The 15532-nt window shown below is 38.0% G+C and carries 14 protein-coding genes and 1 riboswitch; of the genes, 6 read left to right on the top strand and 8 right to left on the bottom strand.

Translation table 11 applies throughout. The features are described from left to right. Positions 1 to 110 precede the first annotated feature (110 nt). Together ACQKIM_RS21515 and ACQKIM_RS21510 are read right to left on the bottom strand one after the other, a co-directional pair. On the bottom strand, positions 111 to 458 hold the full coding sequence (locus ACQKIM_RS21515; RefSeq protein WP_427547946.1) for an ArsR/SmtB family transcription factor: 348 nt from the start codon (positions 456 to 458) through the stop codon (positions 111 to 113). Between the two features lie 167 nt (positions 459 to 625). Then, complete coding sequence (locus ACQKIM_RS21510; protein WP_427547944.1) at positions 626 to 1804, bottom strand: MDR family MFS transporter; 1179 nt, start codon at positions 1802 to 1804, stop codon at positions 626 to 628. A gap of 488 nt (positions 1805 to 2292) precedes the next feature. Between ACQKIM_RS21510 and ACQKIM_RS21505 the strand changes: the two genes are divergently transcribed. Both ACQKIM_RS21505 and ACQKIM_RS21500 read left to right on the top strand, forming a co-directional pair. Then, positions 2293 to 3249 carry a TIGR01212 family radical SAM protein gene (locus ACQKIM_RS21505; protein ID WP_427547942.1) on the top strand — a complete coding sequence of 319 codons (957 nt, stop codon included), beginning with the start codon at positions 2293 to 2295 and terminating at the stop codon, positions 3247 to 3249. Continuing rightward, positions 3246 to 3824, top strand: coding sequence for a class I SAM-dependent methyltransferase (locus ACQKIM_RS21500; protein WP_427547940.1), 579 nt, complete (start codon positions 3246 to 3248; stop codon positions 3822 to 3824). The genes ACQKIM_RS21505 and ACQKIM_RS21500 overlap by 4 nt, the downstream gene beginning before the upstream one ends. 129 nt (positions 3825 to 3953) lie before the next feature. Here the strand turns inward: ACQKIM_RS21500 and ACQKIM_RS21495 are convergent, their stop codons facing one another. Both ACQKIM_RS21495 and ACQKIM_RS21490 read right to left on the bottom strand, forming a co-directional pair. Then, positions 3954 to 5462: an alanine/glycine:cation symporter family protein gene (locus ACQKIM_RS21495; RefSeq protein WP_427547939.1), complete on the bottom strand. Its 1509-nt coding sequence runs from the start codon at positions 5460 to 5462 to the stop codon at positions 3954 to 3956. 114 nt (positions 5463 to 5576) lie between these two features. After that, on the bottom strand, positions 5577 to 6383 hold the full coding sequence (locus tag ACQKIM_RS21490; protein WP_427547937.1) for an alpha/beta hydrolase: 807 nt from the start codon (positions 6381 to 6383) through the stop codon (positions 5577 to 5579). Positions 6384 to 6518: 135 nt separating this feature from the next. Here ACQKIM_RS21490 and ACQKIM_RS21485 point away from each other — a divergent pair, with 135 nt between their 5' ends. Beyond that, entirely contained in the window at positions 6519 to 7040 is a 522-nt protein-coding gene (locus tag ACQKIM_RS21485) for a gamma carbonic anhydrase family protein (protein WP_427547936.1), read from the top strand. A 133-nt stretch (positions 7041 to 7173) separates the two neighbouring features. Here ACQKIM_RS21485 and metK read toward each other — a convergent pair whose 3' ends face one another. After that, positions 7174 to 8367, bottom strand: a complete 1194-nt coding sequence (metK, locus tag ACQKIM_RS21480) for a methionine adenosyltransferase (protein WP_427547934.1) — start codon at positions 8365 to 8367, stop codon at positions 7174 to 7176. 290 nt (positions 8368 to 8657) lie between these two features. Then, a riboswitch (SAM riboswitch) is annotated at positions 8658 to 8776 on the bottom strand. A gap of 525 nt (positions 8777 to 9301) precedes the next feature. Here metK and pckA point away from each other — a divergent pair. Then, the gene (gene pckA / locus ACQKIM_RS21475; protein WP_427547932.1) at positions 9302 to 10888 is read left to right on the top strand and encodes a phosphoenolpyruvate carboxykinase (ATP); all 1587 of its coding nucleotides are present in this window, start codon (positions 9302 to 9304) and stop codon (positions 10886 to 10888) included. A 54-nt stretch (positions 10889 to 10942) separates the two neighbouring features. Then, positions 10943 to 11098: a hypothetical protein gene (locus tag ACQKIM_RS21470; RefSeq protein ID WP_427547930.1), complete on the top strand. Its 156-nt coding sequence runs from the start codon at positions 10943 to 10945 to the stop codon at positions 11096 to 11098. 952 nt (positions 11099 to 12050) lie between these two features. Here ACQKIM_RS21470 and ACQKIM_RS21465 read toward each other — a convergent pair. Genes ACQKIM_RS21465 through ACQKIM_RS21455 form a run of 3 tightly spaced genes read right to left on the bottom strand, consistent with a single transcriptional unit; the run spans position 12051 to position 13862 of the window. Then, on the bottom strand, positions 12051 to 12827 hold the full coding sequence (locus ACQKIM_RS21465; RefSeq protein WP_427547948.1) for an alpha/beta hydrolase family protein: 777 nt from the start codon (positions 12825 to 12827) through the stop codon (positions 12051 to 12053). Next, the gene (locus ACQKIM_RS21460; protein ID WP_427547929.1) at positions 12811 to 13275 is read right to left on the bottom strand and encodes an NUDIX domain-containing protein; all 465 of its coding nucleotides are present in this window, start codon (positions 13273 to 13275) and stop codon (positions 12811 to 12813) included. The genes ACQKIM_RS21465 and ACQKIM_RS21460 overlap by 17 nt, the downstream gene beginning before the upstream one ends. 26 nt (positions 13276 to 13301) lie before the next feature. Then, on the bottom strand, positions 13302 to 13862 hold the full coding sequence (locus ACQKIM_RS21455; RefSeq protein WP_427547927.1) for a helix-turn-helix domain-containing protein: 561 nt from the start codon (positions 13860 to 13862) through the stop codon (positions 13302 to 13304). Positions 13863 to 14038: 176 nt separating this feature from the next. Between ACQKIM_RS21455 and ACQKIM_RS21450 the strand changes: the two genes are divergently transcribed. Beyond that, positions 14039 to 15517: an L-lactate permease gene (locus ACQKIM_RS21450; protein ID WP_427547925.1), complete on the top strand. Its 1479-nt coding sequence runs from the start codon at positions 14039 to 14041 to the stop codon at positions 15515 to 15517. The last annotated feature ends 15 nt before the right edge of the window (positions 15518 to 15532 follow it).

Here is a 15532-nt window from a genome sequence, read left to right as displayed (position 1 = left end):
CGACAGACAATAAACATGAAAGTGAAAAGGAACAGAAAATATACGGACATGGGATGTATTAAAAAAAGTGTCTAACTTGATATTGCAATTTACGTCAAAAAAAATTATGATTATATATTCTCTTCGTCACTTCCATTGATGGTCATCTCTTCTAATCTTGTGATCGTATTAATTAAGTGATTGTTAAAAATCTCCTTGGCTACCCCAAGCAATTGACCAATCATCGGATCACTTAATGAGTAGTAAACTTTTTTTCCATCTTTTATCCCATATACGATATTTTTTGCTCTCAAAACACCTAACTGCTGAGAAACAGCCGAGCCCTCTTTTTCTAAACAGCTTTGTATCTCATTGACACTTTTTTTACCATCTATTAGTAATTCTAGTATTCTTATTCGTAATGGATGAGCTAAGGCTTTAAAAAAATCTGCCTTAAACTGCTGCAATCCCTCTTCCACTAACATCCCTCCAAGGAATTTCACTTTAACATATTCAAATATTTGAATATGTATGATTGTACGCCTGTTTGTACGTTTAATCAATATCCAATCTAAAAAAACGAGTAAAAATTATACCTTTCGCACAATTTCCACTCGTTTACATCCTATTTTCGTCAGTCTAACCATTATTCAGTCACTGTTTTATGTTTACGTAAAGGATAGTCATAGATTAAACATGGCACAATAGCAAACAATACAACTATTACTAGAATTAACACAAGTACAATCATCCCAAACTGATCAACCATAATACCACCAAACAGAGGTCCAATCATCCTACCAGCTGTTGCCGCACTGTTAATAATTCCTTGATAGAAGCCCTGCCGTCCCTTGGGAGCAAGTTGATTTGCGATCGTTGGTAAAGCAGGTGTATAAAACATTTCGCCAAAAGTTAAGACAACCATGGCAGCCGCAAACATTGTAAAATCACTCGCAAAAGCAATAATTCCAAATGATAATGCAATCAACGTAACGCCAAATACTAATTGACGCTTTATAGTATGCTCCCATCGCTTTACAAGTGGTGCAATAAGTGGTTGCCCAATAACGATGAGAAGACCGTTAATCGTCCATAGCAAGCTATATTGTTTCAAGCCTAATCCTAAATCCTGTGTATACGAAGAAATAGTCGCACTCCATTGTGAATAAGCCAACCAGCATAGTACAGAGGATGCACTAATAATTAATAATGCATAAAATGGTGCTTTATTAATAATTTTCTTACTTTCCCCCACTACATTTTTCGGTGCAATACTACCTACCTCTAATCGCTTAAAAGTAAATAATGCTATAAAAAAGAATAAAATATACATGACTAGGTTTACCTTGAATACGTAGTCAAATTGGTAATCAGCCACAATACCAGCGAGTGCTGGACCTATAGCAACCCCTACATTTTGAGCAAGATAAATGGCATTAAAGGCTTTTCTTCCACCCTCAGGCCACGCAGTTCCGGCTAAAGCAAACATTCCAGGAAATACGATTCCCCCACTAAAGCCAAGGATCGTTAAGAACCATACATAATGCGGCCAGCCGTGCCAAATCGTTAACCCTATTAATGAGGCAATCGTTAAAAGAATGCCGAGCATAATTGACTTAAAGCCACCTATTCTATCAAATAGATAACCACCTAATAGATTACCAAATACCCCAGCAGCAGAATTCAACATCAAAACAAAGCCAGCCATCGCCAGTGACTTCCCTAGATAATCGTGCATATATATGGCGTTTAAAGGCCATAAAAATGAGTTGCCCGTTGTGTTCACAAGCATTCCAATAATTAAAAACCAAACACTTTTCGGCATAGAATGACCTCCATTATTTCGCTACTCTAAATAGTTAGTGTATGCCGAAAAATACAAAAGCACAAGGGAAATATTTTTACCTTTTTTACAGTGGTAACACAACATAAAAAGTATATCTTCGCTGCATTCAAGCTGATTGATTTGATTTTAATTCATTTGCTCGGGTAGACCAGCTTTTCGCTCCGCTTCCCTCTTCTTCCGCTCGGGTCGGTCGGCTTTCCGCTCCGCTTTCCTCTTTTTCCGCTCGGGTGACCGACTTTCTGCTCCGCTCTCCTCTTCTTTCGCTCGGGTGACCCGACTTTCCGCTCCGCTTTCCCTTTCATTCATTCCGGTTAATTCAGGTAAGCACCGTTGAATCCAATTGGCATAAATGCCTCTTCATAGGAATACAGAAAATTCCACTGTTTGAAGTTTCACATTATTAAATTCTTCCCTCATGACGGAAGCACTAGTACATGATAAAATATAGTGTTAGAGGAGTGAAATAAATGACAGAAACAAGCTTTCCTTTTCCTTCAGATGGGAAAAGATACTATACATGGAATCGTTATTTACGTGGGCAATTTGGTCATAAAGTCTTTAAAGTAGCACTGGACGCTGGCTTTGACTGCCCAAATCGTGATGGTACCGTTGCTTTCGGCGGCTGTACATTTTGTAGCGCAGCAGGCTCTGGGGATTTTGCTGGTAATAAAGTAGATCCTATTGATGTGCAATTCGCTGAAATTCGAGACAAAATGCATCAAAAATGGAAGGATGGCAAATACATGGCCTACTTCCAGGCTTATACAAATACACATGCTCCGCTTCCAGTATTAAAAGAAAAATTTGAAGCGGCACTAGCTCAGGATGGCGTTGTAGGCTTATCGATTGCTACTCGTCCAGATTGTCTACCAGATGATGTAGTAGAGTATTTAGCCGAATTAAATGAGCGCACGTATTTATGGATTGAGCTCGGTCTTCAAACTGTGCATGAAAAAACTGCAAATCTTATAAACCGTGCTCATGATTATGCCACATATGTGGAAGGTGTTGAAAAGTTACGAAAACATGGTATCCGTATATGCTCACACATTATTAATGGCCTTCCTCTCGAAGACTATGACATGATGATGGAAACTGCTCGTGAAGTGGCAAAGCTCGATGTTCAAGGCATAAAAATTCACTTGTTACATCTTCTAAAAGGCACACCTATGGTCAAACAATATGAAAAGGGTATGCTAGAATTTTTAGATCAGGAAGTTTATACAAAGCTAGTAGCAGATCAGCTTGAGATTTTACCACCGGATATGGTCATTCATCGTATTACAGGGGATGGACCCATTGATCTAATGATTGGTCCTATGTGGAGTGTTAATAAATGGGAGGTATTAAATGGCATTGATGCGGAGCTTGAACACCGTGGAAGCTGGCAAGGGAAATTTTATCAGGCTGAGGTTGTCAAATGAAGCTAGAACGCGTTTTACAATATGCACAACAACTATTAAAGGCTACAATTGAAGAGGGCGATACAGTGGTGGATGCTACGGCAGGTAATGGTCATGATACATTATTTTTAGCACAGCTTGTTGGAGATAATGGTCAAGTGTATGCCTTTGATGTTCAAAAAAGCGCTGTGGATACCACACTGCTTCGCCTGCTAGATCATGGCTTAGAGCATCGTGGACTTGTCTTACATAGAGGGCATGAGGAAGTTGCTAAATATGTACACAAGCAAGTAGCTGCTGCCATATTTAATTTAGGTTATTTACCAGGCAGTAATCACGATATTATTACAAAGCCAAATACGACGATAGTTGCTATTCAAGATTTACTAAATCTGCTGAAAATTGGTGGACTGATTGTTTTAGTCATCTATCATGGTCATCCAGGTGGTAAGGAGGAACGTGATGCTGTCATAGAGTATGTGAGTCAGCTTCCACAAAAATATGTTCATGTATTAAAATACGAGTTTCTAAATCAACAAAATGATCCACCTTTTGTTATTGCACTAGAAAAAATGAAAGAGTACCCAATCGAATAATTTTTAAGGCATGGCTTCGATACCTACATCGAATTCATGTCTTTTTATTTATCATTTATACAACCCTTTACATAAAAAAGCTATCAAATAGAAATGAAACATTTCTATTTAATAGCTTTCCTATATCAACTATTTATTTTGACGCTTTTCATTATAATCAACCCAGAAATCGGCACCTTTAATACCTAGTTTTCGAGGATCAAAAACAGGATCTTTTCCTTCTTTTTTCTGTTTCTCATAATCCTTCAATGCCACTATGGCAGGCTTCATAATGATTAAAATTGCTATAACGTTAATCCATACCATCAGCCCAAGTCCAACATCCCCCATTGCCCAAGCAAGGTCAGATGTACGAATTGTACCATAGAATGCAGCTATTAAAATTGCAAACTTCGCAATCCATATGAAGACTTTTTCAGTAGATCCAGAGAATAAATAAGCCACATTTGTTTCAGCAATATAGTAATATGCCATAATTGTCGTGAAAGCAAAGAAGAATAATGCAATCGCTACAAATGGACCACCGAATCCTGGTAACGAAGAATCTACAGCAAATTGTGTATATGCTGCACCTTCCTTAATACTTTTTGCAAATGTTAGTTGATCTTCTCCACTAAGACCATTTTTGTTAAATTCTCCTACGTGAATAAATGGATCAACGCCTTCTGCTGCCTTCTCATCCTGTACATTATACATACCTGTAAATAAAATCATAAATGCTGTAGCTGAACAGATTAATAATGTATCAATGTACACGGATGCTGCTTGCACAATTCCCTGTTTTGCAGGGTGTGATACTTCTGCGGCTGCCGCTGGATGTGCACCAGTTCCTTGACCAGCTTCATTTGAATAAATTCCGCGCTTAACGCCCCAAGCAATTGCAGAGCCAATAATCCCGCCAAAAATTTCTTGTGCACCAAATGCACTAGAAAAAATAAGAGCGAATACGGATGGTATTTCTGAAATATTCATCGCAATAATGATAATAGCCATAATAATATAAGCTAATGCCATAAATGGAACAATAATCTGTGCAGCATTCGCAATGGATTTAACCCCGCCAATAATAATTGCACCTAATAATACAACAATAATAAGACCTGTAATCCATGTTTGAATATTGAAAGCGTTTTCAACAGCAGTTGCAATTGCATTTGATTGAACACCCGGCATTAAGATTAACATGGCAATTAATGCTGCTATAGCGAAAATTACTGCGAACCATTTTTGCCCCATTCCTTTTTCTATATAAAAGGCAGGTCCACCCCGATATTCAGTATCTTTTTCCTCTTTATAAATTTGAGCTAAAGTCGATTCCACATAAGCAGTTGCTGCACCAATAAAGGCGATTGCCCACATCCAAAAAACTGCACCAGGTCCTCCCATACCGATGGCTGTAGCTGTACCAGCAATATTACCCGTACCTACTCGCCCAGATAATGCAATAGACATAGCTTGGAAAGATGAAATCCCCTTTTCCGATTTTTCACCTTTAAACATTAAAACAAACATGTCTTTAATGTGTCTTACCTGTAAGAACCGTGTAATGATTGAAAAAAACAGCCCAATTAACAAAATTCCGTAAATAAACCACGGTCCCCATAAAATGTCATTCAGTTTTCCAACTATTACTTCCATTTTACCCCTCCAATGTGAAAATTCTATTATAAGTCATTATAGTATTACAATTTTCAGAAAATTACAATATTATATTACACTAGCAATAAAATAGTAATTAGGAGAGGCCATACATCATTCGATGATATAGCCAATTCTACGAAGTGCGTTGTTGATAAAATCACGAATATAGACAAAAATCTCTTCCCGCTCTACTTCATGAAATAGATTATGGTAGCAATTCGCCCATTCTTTGAATTGAAACTCTGTAAATTCCTGCTGATGAAGCCAATTACGAGTCTGTTTAGTTTCCGTTATATTATCTTTTTCAGCTGTCATCACAAGCATAGGCATATTAGGGAATTCAGCCTTTGGTAATAATACTAAATTTCGCATCATTTGCTGCAGCTCTCGATACCATTTCACTGAAACAACTGTCATAAAAGGAATCTCATCCTTCATCTCTTCTCTACCTTCTACACTGCGAGTCAATTTCTCAAATGTAATTTCATGTGTTATTTTAACATTAGCTGTTAGAGCACTTAAACTTGTTAAAGCATTTGATAGTTTACCTGGTAACAACTTCAATTGAAGCCATGGTGAGGTTAAAATAATGCCTGCACATTCATATTTTTTCTTCTGCATAGTATGTAGTAATAATGTTGCACCAAGCCCATGTCCTATTAAAAACACTGGTAAGTTATACGAAAAAGCATTCTCCATTAAATGTCTTGTATACTTATTGTATTCTTTAATATCTTCATCATGGACACGCGAAAATCTTGCATTGACACCATGATTAGGTAAATCTCCCATGACTATGTGGAAGCCTTCCAATCTCAGTTTTTCTATTAGCCATGCATACCAGCGGTGATTTTCATATGCACCATGAAGAATAGCAACCACAGCCTTTGCTTGTCCATCAGCTTCCCATTTCCACATTTACATAGTCCTCCTAAAAAAATAATTACACATTGATTATAAGTGAAATATCTAACTTCATTAATTTTATATTTCCATCAAGTTGCGTATTTGATACGATAATATTACATCATAGAAAGAAAAGAGGCGATTCTCATGATCTATCCATTTAAAGGTAAAGCACCAAAGATCGATCCATCCGTTTTTATTGCTGATTATGCTACCGTTACTGGTGATGTTACAGTAGGTGCAGAAACAACTATTTGGTTTAACACTGTTATTCGTGGTGATGTGTCACCAACTATTATTGGTGAACGAGTAAGTATTCAAGACCTTTGTTGCTTACACCAAAGCCCGAAATATCCACTGATTATTGAAGATGAAGTAACAGTGGGTCATCAGGTAACTTTACATAGCTGTACGATTCGCAAAAATGCCTTAATAGGAATGGGTTCAATAATATTAGACGGAGCAGAGATTGGAGAGGGTGCATTCATAGGAGCTGGCAGTCTAGTACCTCCAGGTAAGGTCATTCCACCGAATAGCTTAGCATTAGGTCGTCCGGCTAAGGTTGTTCGTGAATTAAATGCTGAAGATAAAGAAGATATGGAACGTATCGTCCGTGAATATGCAGAAAAAGGACAATATTATAAATCTCTTCAAGCAAACAATAAATAAGCCAAGAAGCCCCATATGATTTCGGGGCTTCTTTTTTATATTTAGAAAAGGGCTTTGTAAATAAATTAGCCCTTCCTGATTAGTACTTTAAAATAATTTACAATTTACTTTAACACTTTAGCGAGATAGCTTATTAACGTACTCTTTCTCTTAAAGCCTCGGCTTTATCTGTTTGCTCCCAAGGAACATTTAAGTCAGTACGACCGAAGTGTCCATATGCAGCAGTTTGCTTATAGATAGGGCGGCGTAAATCAAGCATTTTAATAATTCCTGCTGGTCGTAAATCAAATAGCTCACGTACCCACTCGACAATCTCACTTTCCTTCACTTTTCCAGTGCCAAATGTATCAACAGCAATGGACACTGGCTGAGCAACGCCAATTGCATAAGCTAATTGTACCTCAGCACGTTCTGCTAAACCTGCTGCTACAATGTTTTTGGCTACATAACGTGCTGCATATGCTGCTGAACGGTCAACCTTTGTTGCATCCTTTCCAGAGAACGCACCACCGCCATGACGAGCATAGCCACCGTATGTATCCACGATGATTTTGCGTCCAGTTAGACCGGCATCACCTTTCGGACCACCGATAACAAAACGACCAGTCGGATTAATGAAATATTTAGTATTTGCATCTAGTAATTCACTTGGAACAACTGGTGCAATTACGAACTGTTTTAAATCTGCCTGAATTTGTTCAAGTGTTGCTTCTTCATCATGTTGTGTTGAAATGACGATCGTATCTACTCGTACTGGAATATTGTTTTCATCATATTCAATTGTCACTTGCGTTTTTCCATCAGGACGTAAATACGCTAATTCACCAGATTTACGCACTTCTGTTAAACGACGTGCTAATTTATGCGCTAGACTAATTGGTAATGGCATAAGCTCAGGCGTTTCGTTACATGCATAACCAAACATTAAGCCTTGGTCACCTGCACCAATCGCTTCAATGTCAGCGTCTGTCATAGAGCCTTCACGAGCCTCTAGTGCTTGGTCAACACCCTGTGCAATATCCGGTGATTGCTCACCAATAGCTACAAGCACTGCAAGATTTTCTGCATCAAAGCCATATTTCCCACGCGTATATCCGATTTCTGCTACAGTATCTCGGACAATACCTTTAATATCTACATAGGTAGAAGTTGTAATTTCTCCTGCTACTAATACTAATCCTGTTGTTACTGTTGTTTCACACGCTACACGTGCATTTGGATCTTCTGCTAAAATAGCATCTAAAATGGCATCCGAAATTTGGTCACAAATTTTGTCTGGATGTCCTTCTGTCACGCTCTCTGATGTAAACAGTCGACGGTTTGTCATTTGGTTTTCCTCCTATTACTCTTCCAAAAAATATTTGTGAATGAATACGGTACTCATTACCCATGTCAAGTCCGCTCCTAAGGATTGAACTCTCAAGCCGTTGTTGCTGTCGTTTCACTTTCGCCCAAATAAACAGCTGCTCTTTTAACACGAGGATTTCGAAAGATCCGTCATTATAATAAGGAAAGAACTACATATGCTTACCTTTGTATTTGTTTTTAACAATAAAAAAAATCCTTTTCTCACGCTTACTAACATGAGGAAAGGAATAATGACTTCGTAACCTTTCACTCTTATCGTTCAAGGGGTTCCCCTTGCATCAGGTTGGCACCAACGCATGTCGTGAAATAAGTTCATGCAGGTTGCCGGGTTTCACAGGGCCTGACCCTCCACCAGCTCGGGATAAGAGTATCCGTTCAATATCTCATATTACGTAAAAGGTCGAACGTTGTCAAATATTTTTTGCTGTATTATTGTTAAGGTATGAGAGAAACTTTATGATTGGCATTTGGGTAAGGCTGTAAACTGTAGCAAAATAATCCCTATTACTACCTTATATCCTGTGATAACATAAAGGTGATCTAGTATCTTCATACATATAGCATAATATTTGTTGCTCTGAAGCCAATCACCACTACATGCGGGAAGATGAAATCAGTTTTTGCTCCTTCCGAACTTGAGTTAACAACCTTCCATCTTGTGCGAACCTCATGTTAGTCAAAAGCCTTCAAAAGCTGTTATGCTCCGGTGAATGAATGATGACATCTCTCATTATTAATTACTTTTTGTCGTTTTCTTGAAAAGTAATAAAATCTCAAAAATAATTTCTGAATTAGTATAGATTATTTAAGCAATTGTGTTATACTATTTTTGAAATTAAGAAATTCTCCCTCAAACTCAAGGGAATACTATAAAAAAGGATGGTATTTAATCGATGAATTCAGTAGAAATTGCAAACGAACTGAAGGAATTATTAAGCGGCGGTAACATTAATGTTCAACTTTCAGTACCACAATTAGCTGAAAAGGCTACATCTCGTGGTGAAGCTATGTTAACAGTAGATGGCGCAGTTCGTGCAGAAACTGGCAAATACACTGGTCGTTCACCTAAAGATAAATATACGGTAGAAGAAGAAAGCACAAAGGATAAAATTGACTGGGGGAAAGTAAACCAACCAATTTCTTCTGAAGTGTTCGATAACTTATATGTAAAAGTAGTAAAATACTTAAAAGAACGTGACGAATTATTTGTATTTAAGGGATTTGCTGGTGCCGATAAAGATTCACAGCTTAGCATCCAAGTCATCAATGAATATGCTTGGCACAATCTTTTTGCTCATCAATTATTTATCCGTCCAACAGAAGAAGAGTTAGCTTCTCATGTTGCTGACTTCACAGTAATCTCTGCTCCTAACTTTAAAGCAGACCCTGCTGTGGATGGTACAGCTTCTGAAACATTCATCATTGTATCTCTTGAAAAGAAAATCATCCTAATCGGCGGAACTGAATATGCTGGTGAAATCAAAAAATCAATTTTCGGTATTATGAACTACTTATTACCACAACAAGGCATCCTTTCTATGCACTGTTCAGCAAACGTTGGTGAAGCTGGAGATGTAGCATTATTCTTCGGTTTATCTGGTACTGGTAAAACGACTTTATCTGCTGACCCTGACCGCAAGCTTATCGGTGACGATGAACACGGTTGGTCTGATAATGGTGTATTCAACATCGAGGGCGGTTGCTATGCAAAAACAATTAACCTTTCTGCTGAGAAAGAACCAGAAATCTACAATGCAATCCGCTTTGGTTCAGTTCTAGAAAACGTAGCTGTTGATCCAGAAACTCGCGTTTGTGACTATGATGATGGTTCATTAACAGAAAATACACGTGTCGCATATCCAATCCAATATATTGATAATATTGTTGACCCATCTGTTGCAGGTCACCCAAAAACAATTATCTTCTTAACAGCTGATGCATTTGGCGTATTACCTCCAATCAGTAAATTAACAAAAGAGCAAGCAATGTACCACTTCCTAAGTGGCTTCACATCAAAGCTTGCTGGTACAGAGCGTGGTGTAACAGAGCCAGAACCAGTATTCTCTACTTGCTTCGGTTCTCCATTCCTTCCACTTCCAGCAACTGTCTATGCTGAGATGTTAGGTCAAAAAATTGACGAACATGGTGCGCAAGTATACTTAGTGAACACTGGTTGGACTGGTGGCGAATATGGCACTGGCAGTCGTATGAAGCTTTCTTACACTCGTACTATGGTACGTGCTGCAATCGAGGGCAAATTAGCTGGAGCTGAAACAATTCAAGATTCAGTATTTGGATTACATATTCCAACTGCTGTTGAAGGTGTACCAACAGAAGTGCTTAACCCTCGTGATGCATGGTCAGACAAAGCAGCTTATGATAAAAAAGCGGCTGAGCTTGCTGGTCTATTCAATGAAAACTTCAAGAAATTCTCTAACGTTTCTGAAGCTATCACTACACTTGGTGGTCCATTAAAATAATTGCTTAAACAAAGGGAACGATTTTAGTCGTTCCCTTTTCATGTGCAAAGCTTCATGGGGGCGTCCGATGAGCCGCTTGGGGCAACAGATGTTTTTTGCGCGAAAGCGAAGCGGCAGCAGCAGGAGGTTGGTCACGAAGGCGTTGTCACAGGACGTGATGCCTTTAGCCTTCGTTCCCCTTATATGCTCGCTCCAGGGTCTCATCTGTGACGCTGTGATCCCCGAGGAGTCACTCAGTCTACACTCCAATCAACCACTGCTCATCGTATTTTCTTCTGGCATTTTACACAAATGTATAGTGATAAATTGAGGTCTTAGCCATCACTATATTGCTAAAAACGGGGTTTGGGTAACATTTCCCTATTCAAAAGCGGTGTAGCAATAAGTGGCTTTATGTATAGTTACAAAGAGTTTTATGTACAAAATGTAGGTTGACAGCTATAGAATTGTCCCACTATTCTATCCATTTAATGATTGTGAGTAATATGCTACTTTTGAGGTAAGAAAATAATTAAAGTTCTACACTATTGCTGATTGGAGTGTAAGGCTACTCGACTCCCATGGGATAGCGAGACAGACGAGACCCTGATGCCAACACGATGTTGGTCACGAAGGCGTTGTTTCTGTCGCTACGCTTTCGCACAGATAAATTGTCACAGGACGGGACGCACTTAGCCTTCGTTCCCTCAGCGCAGGAAGCGGCTCGTCGCTCGCCCGCAGGAAGCCTTGCTCTGCGCGAAAGCGAAGCGTCAGCGGCAAAGCGAGTAGCCTGGAACGGAAATCACCTTCATTTTGACTAAATATTCACAAAGAGTCCCTTGACTATTTTATTTTTCAACACTATGCAAAGAGAACGATTTTAGTCGTTCCCTTTTTCTTTTTACTTTTTACGAACTTTGTATCGCTGCTTAGGACTACTTGAGGAGCTAACTATGCAGGTAGTGAAGCTAATGCTACCAAACAAGTATTAGAGCAGTAACATATTTTTCCCCTTTCATGCTAGTTAAGGTGTACTGAAGAAGATATTTTAGTTGGAAAGTGGAGTAGACATGACTGCTGGAGATGATTGTTAGGGGAACATCCAATCTTTTAGAAAAATGGTAAGTAATTATTTTCCACCATATCCTCGTTAAAAATCACTGTTCGAGGAATGGCGGCCCAATTACTGACGTTTCATCCATTCGCAAAGAGCATGAACGGTCTCACGATTTTTTGCTGGTGGATATTGATGTGCGTAATGACGATCATACCATGTTTCATAAGTTTTGTTGGTATCCTGCAAATAAAATTCTAATTGTCTGGCATGCTCAATATCTACATTTTCATCTTGATATCCATGAATAATAAGCACTGGAGCTGTAATATGCTCTATTTCAAATAATGGTGTTCGCGCATCATAAGCCTCTGGTACACGATTAGGCGTTCCTCCAATAACTCGTTTCATCATTCGGCGCATATCAGTCCGCTCCCAATAAGTAGCAGTTGCATCCGAAACTCCTGCCCATGTTACAACAGAAGTAATATCTCTACGTAATATCGCTGTCCAAAGTGCCATAATACCACCGCGTGAAAAGCCAAAGACATGAATATGATCATTGCAATATCGCTTTAACACATCTACTGCGTATACAGCATCATATCGATCAGCTCCTGCAAACTCATCTCGCCCCTCACCACCTCGATTACCTCGATAATACGGTGCAAATACGATAAAGCCCTGTGAAGCAAATTGTGCGACACGCGAAGGTCTAACCATACCAATGCTCTGCATGCCACCACGTAAATATAAAAAACCATCATATGTACCTTCTGCTTTTGGCTCAGCCAACAAACCCTTCACACGTAGCCCCAGAGAAATATAAGTAATTTCTGTTAATCGAATAGCTGGATTTGGTGAAGGATAGGCACGCTTTTCAACGATGTCACCATTGATCATAATGTTTCAACTCCTCCAGCATTTTTTGCATGCCTTCATCCTTCATATGAAAGCTTAAATTTGGATGATTCGCAAATTCATCATCTGTTAACCAAGTCATCCCTGATGTCTCTAAATCAAACTCGATGTCCTCCTGCCCTGCATATTGAGCAGTAAAAACCGTTTTACAAAATAACACTTCATCATGAACGGCATATTCTGCAAACCACTTCAAATTTTTCACATGTACACCTGTTTCCTCAAACACTTCTCGAATTGCTGCCTCTTCCAAGGTTTCTCCAGGCTCTTGCTTTCCTCCTGGAACCTCTACGCCACGTTTTTTATGAATCGTACATAGCCATTTGTTATCATATTTTATAAAAACAAGAACATGTTTAGGTTCAACTGTAAATTCTCCTCTTGTAAAACTTAAATCCACACGTAAACCATTTAAATCTATAAATGAGAACATTCTTTTCAGCTCCTTTATTTGCCCTTTTATTTCATACTTTGAGTCGAATCGATTACTAAAAAATATTGGCATTCTTCAGCAGTTAGATTTATAAATCTATGCTCTGTATCTGCCTCAAAAAAGAAAGAATCTCCCTCCTGTAATTCTTCAATAATTGAGTCATTCCCTAATTCGACTCGTAATGTCCCCTTTTGAATATAAATAAATTCTTTAACGCCTTTTTTATGTGCTGGAAAGACACCTGATTCTTTATTTGCAGGCACTATATTCAAAATAAACTCAATTCCTCTAGAAGGAAACGAAGGAGACAATAAATGACGCTGGAATCCTGAATTTTCATCCCTATAAACTAGTCGTTCCTTCTTTCTAATGACAATCGTATCCTTTTTTTCCTGCTGATCTAATAATGCAGATAGCGTTGTATTTAATGCCTCAGCGATTTGACAGGCAACTTGAATGGTAGGATTTTTTTCTTCCCTTTCTATTTGAGATAGCATAGAGGCACTTACTTTACTAAGAGCGGACAGATCGTGTAATGTCATTTTTTTTTGCTTTCGTATGTTATTTACTTGTTTTCCAAATCCCATATATTCACACTCCTTTTCTCGCAATTTTTTTTTGGAGATACAGTTATTTTTACTATAGTGTAATTATGCTATTACAATCAACAATAATCGCTAATATTTTACTCTTTAATATTTACACTATAAGGAAAATATAATACACTATAGTGTAAATTAACTTGTCATTAGGAGTGATTTATTTGATAAAGGTTATCTTTGCACTTTTACCGTTAATCAGTATATTATTAATGCTTTTCGTTTTAAAAAAATCTTCAATTTTTACAGGGAGTACAGCAATACTTATAACAGCAGCCATTGCCATTTCTCCAATTTATCAAACTAGCACAGATGTATTATCAATTCCTTTTATTAAAAGCTTTTTAACGACATCATTGGTTGCCTATATTTTATTCTTTGGAATTTTTTTGTTTCATTTAATGGAGAAAGCAGGAGCAATACAGAAAATTGCCTCCTTCATTTCAACTTCAACTAATGATCGTGTCTATCAGGTTTTAATTCTTGCCTTTGGGCTATCGCCTTTAATAGAGGCTGTAAGCGGGTTTGGTTTAGCTATTATTGTGATAGCACCCATTTTGATAGCTTTAGGTTTCCATCCTTTACAATCAGCTCTTATTGCATTAATCAGTCTTTGTATTATTCCATGGGGAACGTTAGCAATGGGGACAATTATCGGAGCAACTTTAGCCGATATTCCATTAGCCTTATTAGGAATAGTAAGTGCATTGATGTGCATTCCTATTTACATATATTTTTCTTTTTTAGTAGTTTTTATAGGGGCGGGTAAGCAAGCTGTAAAAGAGAAATTTCTCAGTATTTTCTTTATTGGCTTATTATTAGGAGTTTCCGTCTTTATCTGCAATTTATATGGTAGTGTAGAGCTTGCAGGTATTTTCGGCTCATTAGCTGTCATCGCTGCAAGCTTTTGGATGATGAAAAGAAATAATAAAAAGCCTTTTGTAGAAACACCAAAAGAATTAATCAAAAATCTTTCACCTTATTTACTGCTCATTATCCTGTTATTCATTTCAAGAATGATACTGCCGCTAAAAAGTTTTTTATCAGCTTGGACTATAACGAGCCCAACTTATAATTATCAGTTTTCGCCTCTCTATGCACCAGGCTTTTTTCTCATTATCGTATGTATTTATAGTATTGCTATCTTTCATATCAATCGCATAGCTATTCTAGATAGCATCAATTTAACGATCAAAAAATGCTCTCCTGTTATACTAACTACATTTTTGTATATTGTTGTGTCTGAAATGATGTCGCAATCTGGAATGATAAATGTCTTATCTGTGGCTGCCGCACAAGCCTTTGGATATTATTTTGTACTATTGACCCCAGTCATTGGAGCAATAGGAGGCTTTCTAACGGGTAGTAACACTGCTTCTAATACAATGTTTATTCGATTGCAGACTGCAACAGCGCAACAAATTGGCATTTCTCCACTATTGGCTGCAAGTGCTCAAAATGTGAGCTCGTCTCTGATGACAATGGTTAATCCTTCAAGGGTTGCCCTTAGTTGTTCAGTTTGTCAAATTGGTGAATGGGAAAATAATATTCAAAAGAAATTGGCACTTGTTGGGGCTGGGACTCTTTTACTGATAGTCCTTGAAATTGCCATAATAGTTGTTTTCAAATTAAATCTTCATTAAAGATAAATGAGGAAG

Origin of the sequence: Lysinibacillus sp. NPDC047702 (assembly GCF_050272555.1) — a bacterium.
Taxonomy (GTDB): Bacteria; Bacillota; Bacilli; order Bacillales_A; family Planococcaceae; genus Lysinibacillus.
The sequence above is the reverse complement of the archived record's forward strand: the minus strand, read 5'-3'. Positions and strand labels throughout refer to the sequence as shown.